This window comes from Roseivirga pacifica (assembly GCF_900111145.1).
GTDB lineage: Bacteria > Bacteroidota > Bacteroidia > Cytophagales > Cyclobacteriaceae > Roseivirga > Roseivirga pacifica.
Genome location: NZ_FOIR01000001.1, coordinates 1,747,045 through 1,761,060, shown reverse-complemented (window position 1 = coordinate 1,761,060; position 14,016 = coordinate 1,747,045). Strand labels below are relative to the sequence as shown.

Annotated in this window: 10 protein-coding genes; all 10 read right to left on the bottom strand. The window is 41.0% G+C overall.

What is annotated here, in order from left to right; all coding sequences use genetic code 11:
* Nucleotides 1–6: 6 nt before the first annotated feature.
* The gene (rplW, locus tag BMW98_RS07850; protein ID WP_090257948.1) at nucleotides 7–294 is read right to left on the bottom strand and encodes a 50S ribosomal protein L23; all 288 of its coding nucleotides are present in this window, start codon (nucleotides 292–294) and stop codon (nucleotides 7–9) included.
* 7 nt (nucleotides 295–301) lie between these two features.
* On the bottom strand, nucleotides 302–928 hold the full coding sequence (gene rplD, locus BMW98_RS07845) for a 50S ribosomal protein L4 (protein ID WP_090257947.1): 627 nt from the start codon (nucleotides 926–928) through the stop codon (nucleotides 302–304).
* A 4-nt stretch (nucleotides 929–932) separates the two neighbouring features.
* Complete coding sequence (gene rplC, locus BMW98_RS07840; protein WP_090257946.1) at nucleotides 933–1,565, bottom strand: 50S ribosomal protein L3; 633 nt, start codon at nucleotides 1,563–1,565, stop codon at nucleotides 933–935.
* A 210-nt stretch (nucleotides 1,566–1,775) separates the two neighbouring features.
* Nucleotides 1,776–2,081: a 30S ribosomal protein S10 gene (rpsJ, locus tag BMW98_RS07835; protein WP_068221223.1), complete on the bottom strand. Its 306-nt coding sequence runs from the start codon at nucleotides 2,079–2,081 to the stop codon at nucleotides 1,776–1,778.
* An 18-nt stretch (nucleotides 2,082–2,099) separates the two neighbouring features.
* Nucleotides 2,100–4,199 (bottom strand): elongation factor G, encoded by a 2,100-nt coding sequence (gene fusA / locus BMW98_RS07830; RefSeq protein WP_090257945.1) that lies wholly within the window; start codon nucleotides 4,197–4,199, stop codon nucleotides 2,100–2,102.
* A 13-nt stretch (nucleotides 4,200–4,212) separates the two neighbouring features.
* On the bottom strand, nucleotides 4,213–4,680 hold the full coding sequence (gene rpsG / locus BMW98_RS07825) for a 30S ribosomal protein S7 (protein WP_090257944.1): 468 nt from the start codon (nucleotides 4,678–4,680) through the stop codon (nucleotides 4,213–4,215).
* Between the two features lie 16 nt (nucleotides 4,681–4,696).
* Complete coding sequence (gene rpsL / locus BMW98_RS07820; protein WP_068221218.1) at nucleotides 4,697–5,077, bottom strand: 30S ribosomal protein S12; 381 nt, start codon at nucleotides 5,075–5,077, stop codon at nucleotides 4,697–4,699.
* Between the two features lie 310 nt (nucleotides 5,078–5,387).
* Complete coding sequence (locus tag BMW98_RS07815; RefSeq protein WP_090257943.1) at nucleotides 5,388–5,711, bottom strand: DUF3467 domain-containing protein; 324 nt, start codon at nucleotides 5,709–5,711, stop codon at nucleotides 5,388–5,390.
* A 6-nt stretch (nucleotides 5,712–5,717) separates the two neighbouring features.
* Complete coding sequence (gene rpoC / locus BMW98_RS07810; RefSeq protein WP_090257942.1) at nucleotides 5,718–10,028, bottom strand: DNA-directed RNA polymerase subunit beta'; 4,311 nt, start codon at nucleotides 10,026–10,028, stop codon at nucleotides 5,718–5,720.
* A gap of 49 nt (nucleotides 10,029–10,077) precedes the next feature.
* On the bottom strand, nucleotides 10,078–13,953 hold the full coding sequence (gene rpoB / locus BMW98_RS07805) for a DNA-directed RNA polymerase subunit beta (protein WP_245733511.1): 3,876 nt from the start codon (nucleotides 13,951–13,953) through the stop codon (nucleotides 10,078–10,080).
* Nucleotides 13,954–14,016: the final 63 nt, after the last annotated feature.

Genomic DNA, 14,016 nt, shown 5'->3' with positions numbered 1-14,016 from the left:
CTTCAATTAAATTCCGCTGTAAAAGTCGATTACTTCTCCTTCTGCAACTGTGACGATTGCTTTTTTAAATGAATTCGTTCTACCAGACACAATTCTAGACTTTGTGTATCTAGACTTAGCTTTGCCTTGGTATTTCATAGTGTTTACGTCTTCAACGGTTACACCATACATATCTTCTACAGCCTTCTTGATTTCTACTTTGTTGGCGTTTACGTCAACAATGAAACCATACTTACCTTTTTCGTTTAAGGCTGATACTTTTTCCGTTACTAAAGGCTTCTTCAAAATGCTCATCTTGATATTACTTTAGAAGGTTTTCAATTTTCTCTATTGAACTCTCACTAAGCACCAAGCTTTCAGCATTCAATACATCGTAAGTATTTAATGAATCGGCTGTAGTAACCTTAGCATTCTGTATGTTTCTACCAGAAAGGATTACATTCTTATTGTTGTCGCCCAACACTACCAATGTTTTCTTTCCGTTTACAGAAATGTTATTCAGCACGTTGATGAAGTCTTTAGTTTTTGGTGCCTCGAAGTTGAAGTCTTCCAAAACCAATACGTTCTGATCTTTAGCTTTATAAGCCAATGCTGATTTTCTAGCTAACTGCTTAAGTTTCTTATTCAGTTTGAAGCTGTAGTTTCTAGGTTGAGGACCGAATACACGACCACCACCTCTAAACACTGGAGATTTGATACTACCCGCACGGGCTGTACCTGTACCCTTTTGTCTCTTGATCTTTTTTGTAGATCCAGCAATCTCTGCTCTCTCTTTAGACTTATGCGTACCTTGGCGTTGGTTAGCCAAGAATTGCTTAACATCTAGGTAGATCGCGTGATCATTTGGTTCAATGCCGAAGATTTCGTCAGAAAGATTTACTTTTCTTCCGGTATCTTCTCCGCTATTTTTTAATACTGCAATCTCCATCTTCTTATTTCTCTAGGACTACGATTGAATTTTTAGCACCAGGGATAGATCCACTGACTACGATAAGGTTCTTTTCAGGAACCACTTTCAACACTTCAAGGTTGATCACTTTAACGCGATCGTTACCCATTCTACCTGCCATTCGCATTCCTTTGAATACTCTTGCAGGGTATGAAGCACCGCCAATAGAACCAGGAGCTCTCATTCTATTGTGCTGACCGTGAGTAGCCTGACCTACACCACCGAAGTTGTGTCTCTTCACAACCCCTTGGAAACCTTTACCTTTAGAAGTTCCAATGGCGTCTACAAAATCACCCTCTTTGAAAACCTCGTCTACTTTGATCTCGCTACCGAGCTCTACTTGGCCTTCAAATTCCTCACGGAAATTTCGGAACTCAACTACATTCATCTTAGGAGTAGTGTTCGCTTTTTTAAAGTGTCCTTTTAGCGCTTTAGGCGTGTTTTTTTCTTTACGCTCACCATACGCTAACTGAACTGCTTTATAACCGTCTTTCTCCTCATTTTTTACTTGCGTTATTACGCAAGGACCAGCCTGTATCACTGTGCATGCGACATTACGTCCATCGGCACCAAATACGCTAGTCATTCCGATTTTTTTTCCGATTATTCCAGACATTTTCTTAACTGTTTAAAACACTGTACACACAGTGCTCCCGAGAAACGGACTGCAAAGATATGGAATTAATATTTTCTTCCCAATAGGTTAGGAAAAATTTCATCCAATATTTTAGAATCAGTTACAATACCGTAACTCCTTAATTATTAACCATAAAAAAGAGGCTATTCCTAAACGGAAAGCCTCTTTTGTATTATTCGTTTATAGGTATTAAACCTTGATTTCTACATCTACACCAGATGGCAATTCCAACTTCATCAAAGCGTCTACAGTTTTAGCGCTTGAAGAGTAGATATCTACCAATCTTTTGTAAGTACAAAGCTGAAATTGCTCACGCGACTTCTTGTTCACGTGTGGTGATCTCAACACTGTAAACTTCTCCTTTACTGTTGGCAATGGAATTGGACCACTAACAATAGCACCGGTAGTTTTTACGGCTCTCACGATTTTCTCTGATGACTTATCCACCAGGTTGTGATCGTATGACTTTAGCTTAATTCTAATTTTTTGTGTCATCTTTTTCTTATTTACAGCTTATTCACCTTTGCTTTTCTTGATAACCTCTTCTGCAAGGTTATTTGGTACTGCATCGTAGTGAGAGAATGTCAATGAAGCCGTAGCTCTACCAGAAGACATTGTTCTCAAATCAGTTACATAACCAAATAGTTCAGACAAAGGAACAGCAGCTTTAATAACAGTTGAAGTACCTTTTGTATCCATACCTCTCATGATACCACGTCTTCTGTTCAAATCACCAGTAATAGAACCTGTGTACTCATCTGGTGTTACAACATCTACAGACATAACTGGCTCCATCAATTTTGGACTAGCTTTTCTACCAGCTTCTTTGAAACCGATTCTTGCTGCTAACTCAAAAGATAGTGCATCTGAATCCACATCGTGGAAAGAACCGTGGAACAAACGAACCTTCATGGTTTCTACTGGGTAACCAGCCAAAGGACCGTTAATCATTGCAGACTTGAACCCTTTTTCAATTGCAGGGATAAATTCTTTAGGAATTACACCACCTACAATTTGGTTTACGAACTGAAGACCTTCGCCTTCGAAATCCTCGTCTGCAGGGCCAAGCTCAAATGAAATATCTGCGAATTTACCCTTACCACCTGATTGTTTCTTATAAACCTCTTTATGCTCAATATTGCTATTGATAGACTCTTTGTAAGCTACCTGAGGAGCACCTTGGTTTACTTCAACCTTAAATTCTCTCTTCAAACGATCCATGATGATATCAAGGTGAAGCTCACCCATACCTCTAAGGATAGTTTGTCCAGTTTCTTCGTCAGTATTTACAGTTAGGGTCGGATCTTCTTCTACCAACTTAGCGATAGCCATACCTAACTTATCTACGTCAGCCTGAGTTTTAGGCTCAATAGCATAACCGATTACTGGATCAGGGAATACCATTGATTCAAGAACAATCTTGTTTTTCTCGTCACAAAGGGTATCACCCGTTTTAATATCTTTAAAACCAACTACTGCAGCGATATCACCAGGGTGCAATGATTCAATTGCGTTCTGCTTGTTAGCGTGCATTTGGAAGATACGCGAGATACGCTCTTTCTTGTTAGTTCTAGTATTGAATACGTAAGAACCTGAATTCAATGTACCAGAGTAAGATCTTACGAAGCAAAGGCGACCTACAAATGGGTCGGTTGCAATTTTGAAGGCCAAAGCTGCAAATGGACCATCTGCTTCTGGCTTTCTTGTAGTCTTCTCTTCTGTATCTGGATCAGTACCTACGATGTTATCTCTGTCAAGAGGAGAAGGAAGTAGCTCCATTACGTAGTTCAGCATAGACTGAACACCTTTGTTTTTGAAGGCAGAACCACAAAGCATTGGCACAAAGTCCAAGTTAATAGTAGCCTGTCTCAAGGCAGCAATAATTTCCTCTTTAGTAATCGAGTTAGGATCTTCGAAGAATTTCTCCATCAAAGTATCGTCATACTCTGCAATAGCCTCAAGAAGGTACTCTCTGTACTCTTCTACTTCATCAGCCATATCAGCAGGAATCTCGATTTCCTCGTAAGTCATTCCTTGGTCTTCCTCGTTCCAAACGATGGCTTTGTTTTCAACCAAGTCAACAACTCCTTTGAAAGTTTCTTCAGCACCGATAGGCAACTGAAGAGGCACTGCTTTAGTACCCAACATTTCTTTAACCTGCTTACACACGTTTAAGAAGTCAGCACCAGCACGGTCCATTTTATTTACAAAACCAAGACGAGCAACATTGTAGTTATCTGCAAGTCTCCAGTTAGTTTCTGATTGTGGTTCAACACCATCTACAGCCGAGAACAAGAACACTAGACCATCCAACACACGCAATGAACGGTTTACCTCTACGGTAAAGTCAACGTGACCAGGAGTGTCAATAATGTTGATGTGGTACTCGTCTCCTTTATAAGGCCAGAACACGGTAGTAGCAGCAGAAGTAATAGTAATACCTCTTTCCTGCTCTTGCTCCATCCAGTCCATGGTTGCAGCACCATCGTGCACCTCACCAATTTTGTGAGAAACACCAGTATAATAAAGAATACGCTCGGTGGTAGTCGTTTTACCGGCATCGATGTGAGCTGCGATACCGATATTTCGAGTGAATTTTAAATCTCTTGCCATTGTAGTTTAGGAATTAAAATCTAAAGTGTGAAAATGCTTTGTTTGCATCGGCCATTCTGTGGGTGTCATCCTTCTTCTTAACCGCTGCTCCCTCACCTTTAGAGGCTGCGATGATCTCGCCCGCTAGTCTTTCCATCATTGTCTTCTCACCTCGTTTTCTAGCGAACATAATCATCCACTTAATGCCGAGTGAAGTTTTACGGCCAGGTCTTACTTCTGTAGGAACCTGAAAAGTAGCACCACCTACTCTTCTTGACTTCACTTCGACAGATGGCATGATGTTACTCAATGCTTTCTTCCAAGTCTCAAGACCATTCTCACCAGTACGCTTTTCTACAAGCTCAACTGCATCGTAGAAAATACTGTAGGCAATACTCTTCTTTCCATCGACCATAAGGTAGTTCACAAACTTTGTTACCAAAGTATCTTTGAACTTCGGATCGGGAAGAATATATCTCTTCTTTGGTTTAGCTTTTCTCATTGCTTAATAAAATTGTCTATTTTTTGTCTTTAGGGCGTTTAGCACCGTATTTCGATCTTCTTTGAAGACGTCCATTTACACCAGCAGTATCGAGTGCACCACGAATGATGTGGTATCTTACACCTGGAAGGTCTTTTACTCTACCTCCTCTGATCAATACAATTGAGTGTTCCTGAAGGTTGTGACCTTCTCCTGGGATATAGGCGTTTACTTCCTTACCGTTTGTTAACCTTACCCTTGCTACTTTTCTCATAGCAGAGTTTGGTTTTTTAGGCGTGGTAGTGTAAACCCTTGTACAAACCCCTCTTCTTTGCGGGCAGCTATCAAGTGCTGGAGATTTTGACTTCGAAGTCAATTTCTTTCTGCCCTTTCTTACTAGTTGTTGTATAGTAGGCATTTACCGTTCTTTAGATTTTAATTATTCCTAGTTACAATTTTCGGACTGCAAAGGTAGTGAAAGGATTAATAAGAACAAATAGCTGAAAGTAAATTAAATAGCGAAGCAAATTCGATGATTTGAAGATATACTGATTAGGTAATTTTGTAGCGAGGTTGGAAAGTGTTGAGGTGTTTAGTTCTGGGGCAAGAAGTAATGAAGTGATTGGGTGAGTAAAGGATGATTCAGTAAACTAGATTCCAATCCAAAAAAACGAGTCAAATTACTTAAAACGAAAAAAAGCCAGTCATTCGACTGGCTTTACTATTTTTTAGGCTTCTCCTACCGTACCTCCGAAGTTCATCGGAAACTTAGGTGGTTCGTCTGCTTGCTTTATTGACCCAAAGTGTTTCTCGTACTTGTCGACATTGTCCTTTAGGGCGTAAAGCAATCGCTTGGCATGTTCAGGAGTTATAACAATTCTCGACTTTACTTTTGCCTTAGGCACGCCCGGCATCATTTTAATAAAGTCAATTACAAACTCACTGTTTGAATGAGCGATCATGGCCAAATTTACATATTCCCCTTCGGCTACTTCTTCCGAAAGTTCAATGTTTAACTGCCCCTGATTCTTCTGCTCTTTCTCTTCTGCCATAACGAATTAAGCCTCTACGTTCTCTTCTTCAGATTCAGCTCTGTAAGCTTCTTTAGCTGCCTTCAGTTGCTCGTACTCTTCCTTATTACCAACAATAATGTCGTTGTACTCGCGCATACCTGTACCAGCTGGGATTAGGTGACCTACGATCACGTTCTCCTTCAAGCCATTCAGTTCGTCTTGCTTACCTCTGATAGACGCTTCACTCAATACTTTGGTAGTTTCCTGGAAGGAAGCTGCCGACAAGAAGCTATCCGTACCCAAAGATGCCTGAGTAATACCCAACAACTTAGGTTTAGAAACTGCAGGTTGTGCTTCACGCACCTCTACAAGCTTCAGGTCTTTTCTTCTCAAAGTAGAGTTTTCGTCTCTTAATTCACGAGGTGTTACAATCTGACCTGGCTTCAAGTTGGTAGAATCGCCAGCTTCAGCAACCACTTTCATGTCGAGAATCTTATCATTTTCCTCTCTGAACACGAACTTGTCAACTACTTCCCCTTTCAAGAATTGAGTATCTCCAGAGTCGATGATCTCAACTTTCTGCATCATCTGCTTCACAATAGCTTCGATGTGCTTATCGTTGATTTTCACCCCTTGCAGACGGTAAACTTCCTGAATCTCGTTCACCAAGTATTCCTGTACTGCAGTTGGTCCTTGAATGTTCAAGATATCGTTTGGTGTAGTTGCACCATCAGATAGTTGGTAACCAGCTCTTACAAAGTCATTGTCTTGAACAAGGATGTGCTTAGACAATGGCACCATGTATTTCTTCTTCACACCGTCTTTAGACTCGATGAAGATTTCTCTGTTACCACGCTTGATACCACCGTAAGTTACAACACCGTCAATCTCAGAAACTACCGCTGGGTTCGATGGGTTTCTAGCCTCGAATAGCTCAGTTACACGTGGCAGACCCCCGGTAATATCTCTCGATTTACCCATTGTTCTAGGAATCTTAGCCAATGGCTGACCTACTTTGATTTTATCACCCTTATCTACTGCCAAGTGAGCTCCTACAGGAATGTTGTATGCCTTAGAGTCCTCTTTGTAGTTTACAACTACAGCAGGGTTTTTGGTTTTATCTTTCGTATCAGTAATTACTTTCTCTCTGTGACCAGTTTGCTCATCAAACTCCTCACGGTAAGTAATACCTTCTTCAATCGCATCGAATTCAACAGTACCATCGAACTCAGAAAGGATTACTGCGTTGTATGGATCCCACTTACATAGTTGGTCTCCTTTAGCTACTTTCTGACCATCTTTTACCTGAAGGATAGCTCCGTAAGGTACGTGGTTAGAAATTAATACTTTCTTAGACTTTGGATCGATGATTTGCACCTCACCGGTACGTCCCATCACTACATTGATCTCGTTGCCTTCATCATCAGTTGTTGGCAGTGATCTCAACTCTTCGAAAGCAATTACACCATCGAATTTCGCTTTGATGCTTGCATCTACCGCAATGTTAGATGCTGTACCACCCACGTGGAATGTTCTTAGCGTAAGCTGAGTACCAGGCTCACCAATTGACTGTGCAGCAATTACACCAACTGACTCACCTTTCTGTACCATTTTGTTAGTAGAAAGGTTTCTACCGTAACATTTAGAACAAACACCACGCTTGGTTTCACATGTAAGTACCGACCTGATTTCTACTTCCTCGATTGCTGTTTCGTCAATATGCTCAGAAATTGCTTCCGTGAATTCTTCACCAGCACCGATAATCAACTCTTCAGTGATCGGATCGTAGATATCATGAACTGATACACGACCAAGGATTCTTTCAGAAAGTGGTTCAACGATATCCTCGTTATCTTTCAACGCTGAAACTGTAAGTCCGCGAAGTGTTCCACAATCTTCCTCGTTCACCACACAGTCTTGTGCCACGTCTACCAAACGTCTGGTTAGGTAACCTGCATCGGCAGTTTTCAAAGCCGTATCTGCAAGACCTTTACGTGCACCGTGTGTAGAGATAAAGTACTCGAGTACATCCAAACCTTCCTTAAAGTTCGAAAGGATTGGGTTTTCAATAATGGCACCTACAGAACCTGCTAGGTTTTTCTGTGGTTTTGCCATCAGCCCTCTCATACCACCCAACTGACGGATCTGCTCTCTAGAACCACGAGCTCCTGAGTGCATCATCATATAGATTGAGTTGAAACCTTGACGGTCTTCCTCCATCTCTTGCATCAATCCGTTAGTCAAACGAGTGTTTACCCTTGTCCAGATATCAATTACCTGGTTGTATCTTTCGTTATCTGTAATAAGACCCATCAAGTAGTTTTGCCATACAGCGTCCACTTCTTGCTTAGCCTCTTCAATTAAGCTCTCTTTGTTTTCTGGAATATGGATATCATCCAGACCCATTGACAGACCACCTGAGTAAGCCATTTGGAAACCAAGCTCTTTGATATCATCCAAGAACTTAGCTGTTTTAGCTACACCACAGATGTTTACTACTCTTTGAATAATCTTCTGAAGTTTCTTCTTAGTCAACAATTCGTCAACAAAACCAACTTCTTCAGGTACTCTCTCATTGAATAGTACTCTACCCGCAACAGTTTCAATTACTTTATCAACTAGCTCCTCACCTTCACGAACCTTAGTTTTAACGTGAATGTGCGTATGCAAGGTGATTTTACCTTCGTTCAAAGCAATGATCACTTCCTCAGCAGAGTAGAATCTCATTCCTTCACCTGGTACTTTTTCCTCTTCAGTAGATCTACGGCCCTTAGTTACATAGTAAAGACCCAAAACCATATCCTGAGAAGGTACAGTAATTGGCGCACCGTTAGCAGGGTTAAGAATGTTGTGAGAAGAAAGCATCAACATACTCGCCTCCATCACAGCATCATGGCCTAGTGGTACGTGAACCGCCATCTGGTCACCATCAAAGTCAGCGTTAAAGGCAGTACATACTAGTGGGTGCAATTGAATCGCTTTACCTTCGATAAGTTTCGGCTGGAATGCCTGAATACCCAAACGGTGAAGCGTAGGAGCACGGTTAAGTAGTACTGGGTGTCCTTTCAATACGTTTTCAAGGATATCCCAAACAACAGGATCTTTTCTATCAACAATTTTCTTAGCAGACTTAACAGTCTTTACAATACCTCTTTCAATCAGCTTTCTGATGATAAAAGGTTTGAAAAGCTCGGCTGCCATATTTTTAGGAAGACCACACTCGTGTAGTTTCAATTCTGGACCTACAACGATTACTGAACGACCAGAGTAGTCTACCCTTTTACCCAATAAGTTCTGACGGAAACGACCTTGCTTACCTTTAAGCATATCACTCAAAGACTTCAATGCACGGTTACCATCCGATCTTACTGCGTTTACTTTTCTAGAGTTATCGAAAAGTGAGTCAACCGCCTCTTGAAGCATACGTTTCTCATTTCTAAGAATTACTTCAGGAGCTTTAATATCGATCAATCTCTTCAGACGATTGTTTCTGATAATTACCCTTCTGTAAAGGTCATTCAAATCAGAAGTTGCGAAACGACCACCATCTAGTGGTACTAGTGGACGCAATTCTGGTGGAATAACTGGCACCATCCGGATAACCATCCACTCAGGTCTGTTTTCGATTCTGGTTTTAGCATCACGGAATGCTTCAACCACTTTAAGACGCTTCAACGCCTCAGCTTTACGCTGCTGAGAAGTATCGGTAGCAGCTTGGTGACGCAATGCATAAGACATGCTGTCTAGATCCAATCTTGCCAAAAGCATTTCTAATGCTTCAGCACCCATCTTAGCGATGAATTTTTGAGGATCTTCGTCATCCATCATTTGGTTCTCTCTCGGAAGTTTATCCAGAATATCCAGATACTCATCTTCCGTTAAGAAATCCATATAGCTAATACCTTCCTCTTCTTTGATACCCGGCTGGATCACTACGTAACGCTCGTAGTAAATAATCTGATCCAACTTCTTGGTTGGTAAACCAAGTAGGTAACCAATTTTGTTAGGAAGCGACTTGAAATACCAAATATGCGCTACAGGAACCACTAGCTCGATGTGTCCCATGCGCTCTCTACGCACTTTCTTCTCGGTTACTTCAACACCACATCGGTCACAGATAATACCTTTATATCTGATACGCTTGTACTTCCCACAATGACATTCCCAATCCTTAACAGGCCCGAATATTCTTTCGCAGAATAAACCGCCCATTTCAGGCTTATAGGTTCTATAGTTAATGGTTTCCGGCTGGGTTACCTCTCCATGAGAAGACTCAAGGATAGACTCCGGGGAAGCCAAACTAATAGTGACTTTGCTAAAGTCGTTGTTAAGTTTTTTATTCTTTTTAAATGCCATAGCTTTTTAAAATTCTTTGTTAAGGCTTAAACCAAATCTTCTGTTGTAATTAGTCAAGGGTAATTTCTAGTGCCAAACCTCTCAACTCGTGAACCAATACGTTGAATGATTCAGGAATATTTGGTTTAGGGATTGAATCACCTTTTACGATAGCCTCGTAGGCCTTGGCTCTACCTATTACATCATCCGACTTAACTGTCAGGATTTCTTGAAGAACGTGTGATGCACCGAATGCCTCGAGTGCCCAAACCTCCATCTCTCCAAATCGCTGACCACCGAATTGTGCTTTACCACCCAATGGCTGCTGTGTAATTAACGAGTAAGGACCAATTGAACGGGCGTGCATCTTATCATCTACCAAGTGACCTAGTTTCAACATGTAGGCAATACCTACAGTCACTGGCTGATCGAAACGCTTACCTGTCAATCCATCGAACAAGTGTACACGGCCTGCAGAAGGAAGACCCGCTTTAGCCAATTCAGCTTCCACTTCTTCCATACTTGCACCGTCAAAGATTGGTGTAGCATATTTTTTACCTAGCTCAAGTCCGGCCCAAGCCAAGATGGTCTCGTAAATCTGACCAATGTTCATCCTTGAAGGTACACCAAGTGGGTTCAATACGATATCCATTGGAGTTCCATCTTCTAAGAATGGCATATCCTCTTCTCTAACAATACGTGCAACCACACCTTTGTTACCGTGACGACCCGCCATCTTATCACCCACTTTAAGCTTACGCTTTTTAGCGATGTATACTTTAGCAAGCTGTACGATACCAGTTGGAAGTTCATCACCTACTTCGATAGTGAATCGCTGACGCTTGAACTCACCCATAATCTCATTACGCTTCAGGTTATAGTTCTTAACCATCTTCACAATAAGTTCGTTGATGTGCTCATCATCTGTCCAACCTTCTAGGTTCAAGTCAGAAATTAGGTTAACCTCTTCCTGAACACTGTAGTTACTTTCGTCTCTGTAAATGTTCTTTTCAGGGAACATGTTGTTAGAGATATTCTTCTGGCCGAATTTCACACCTTTAGAGATAATCTCATCTCCAAATTTGTGCTTCACTCCTTGAGATGTTTTACCATCAAGAAGCTTAACCAATTTATTGATCATTTGAGCTCTTAGGCCAAGTAGGTCTTTTGAGTATCTAGCTTTCAACTCTTCTACCTCTTTCTTAGCTTTTGCTCTTAGATCTTTGTCCTTTTTAGGACGAGAGAACAATTTAGTATCGATAACCACACCTCTTAGTGAAGGAGAAGCTTTCAACGAAGCATCTTTTACATCACCAGCCTTATCACCAAAGATCGCTCTCAATAGCTTCTCTTCTGGAGTTGGATCCGTTTCACCTTTTGGTGTAATCTTACCGATTAGAATGTCGCCTTCTTTAATTTCAGCACCAACACGGATGATACCATTCTCATCCAAGTTTTTCACTGCTTCCTCACTTACGTTCGGAATCTCAGAAGTCAACTCTTCTTCACCACGCTTGGTGTCTCTTACTTCAAGTTCGTACTCATCAATGTGGATTGAGGTGAACACATCATCTCTTACCACTCTCTCAGAAATTACAATCGCATCCTCGAAGTTGTACCCTTGCCATGGCATGTAAGCCACTCTAAGGTTTCTACCAAGTGCTAACTCACCGTTCTGAGTAGAGTAACCTTCGCAAAGCACCTGACCTTTTGAAACCTTATCGCCTTGAACAACAATAGGTTTTAGGTTGATACTTGTGTCTTGGTTAGTTCTACGGAACTTAACAAGCTTATATGTTTTGTATTCGTCATCGAAGGTCACCAACTCATCTTCATCAGTTTGGTTGTACTTCACAACAATTTTAGATGCATCTACAAAGTGTACTACACCGTCTTCTTCAGCAATTACCAAAGCTCTAGAGTCACGGGCAGCCCTACCTTCAAGACCAGTACCTACAATTGGAGCCTCTGCTCTCAACAATGGCACAGCCTGGCGCTGCATATTCGATCCCATCAATGCACGGTTGGCATCATCGTGCTCCAAGAAAGGAATCAACGAAGCCGCAACCGATACAATTTGGTTAGGCGCCACGTCCATGTAAGTAAGCTCTTTTGGCTCTACCACAGGGAAGTCACCCTCAAAACGTGCTTTAACTCTATCGTTTTCGAAATTACCGTTGTCTTTAAGAGGCGCATTTGCCTGAGCAATGTTGTGCGTATCTTCTTCTTCTGCAGTAAGGTAAATTACATCTTCACCCATGTTTACTTTTCCATCATTCACCTTTCTATATGGTGTTTCGATGAATCCCATGCTATTTACTTTAGCATGCACACAAAGTGAAGAAATCAAACCAATGTTTGGACCCTCTGGAGTTTCAATAGTACAAAGACGACCGTAGTGCGTATAGTGAACGTCACGTACCTCGAAACCGGCTCTTTCTCTTGAAAGTCCACCAGGACCTAAGGCAGACATTCTCCTCTTGTGCGTAATTTCCGCAAGAGGGTTTGTTTGGTCCATGAACTGAGAAAGCTGGTTAGTTCCGAAGAACGAGTTGATTACAGAAGACAATGTTCTTGCGTTGATCAAATCAACCGGCTTAAAGTCCTCGTTATCTCTAACGTTCATTCTTTCTTTTATGGTTCTGGCCATACGTGCCAAACCAACACCGAACTGAGCGTAAAGTTGCTCACCTACGGTTCTTACCCTTCTGTTAGAAAGGTGATCAATATCATCAACAAGTGCTTTAGAGTTGATCAAACCGATCAAGTACTTCACAATTGAAATGATATCTTCAGTTGTCAATACTCTCTTCTCTGAATCGATCTCTAGGTTCAATTTCTTGTTGATTCTGTATCGACCAACTTCACCTAAATCGTATCGCTTATCTGAGAAGAAAAGTGATTGAATAATATCTCTTGCAGTCTGCTCATCTGGCGCTTCAGTGTTTCTCAACTGACGATAGATTTGCTCAACCGCTTCTTTTTCCGAGTTTGAGTTATCTTTCTGAAGTGTATTGTAGATAATGGTGTAATCTGCAATGTTGATGTCTTCTCTGTGAAGAATAACCATTTCAACACCAGACTCAATGATCAATTCAACGTCTTCTTCAGACAGCACTGAGTCACGCTCTAACAATACTTCGTTACGGTGAATAGAAACTACCTCACCAGTATCTTCATCTACAAAATCTTCAACCCAAGTTCTAAGCACCCTAGCCGCTAGTTTACGGCCGATCGCCTTTTTAAGGGAAGTTTTTGTAGCTTTTACTTCTTCAGCAAGACCAAATAAGTCTAGGATATCCTTATCTGTTCCGAAACCAATTGCTCTTAAAAGCGTGGTTACCGGGAATTTCTTCTTTCTATCGATGTAAGCATACATTACGCTGTTCACATCGGTAGCAAATTCAATCCAAGAACCTTTGAAAGGAATGATACGTGCAGAATAAAGTGCAGTACCGTTTGTGTGCTTACTTTGGGCAAAGAACACACCAGGTGAACGGTGCAACTGAGAAACAATTACACGCTCGGCTCCATTAATAACGAAAGAACCTTTCTCCGTCATGTAAGGAATATTTCCTAAGAAAACCTCTTGTTCGATGGTTTCGAAATCTTCGTTGTCCTCGTCATTACAAGTTAAACGAAGCTTAGCTTTCAAAGGCACAGAATAGGTTAACCCTCTGTCAATACACTCATCAACATTATACTTTGGAGGATCTACCAAATAGTCGATGAATTCTAAAACAAAGTTTTCTCTAGAATCCGAAATAGGGAAGTTTTCAGAAAAAACCTTGAACAATCCGTCTTGAGTTCTTTTTTCAGCAGGAGTTTCTAGCTGAAAGAAGTCTTTAAACGACTTTACCTGAACATCAAGAAAATCAGGATAATCTAATACTGATTTAATGGATGAGAAATTAATTCTGTCTGATTGATTTGCTAGAATAGCCAAGACTTTAAAATTTTTGTTACCAATGTTTTGTGCACTTATAAAATGCACAATAAGATAAAATAA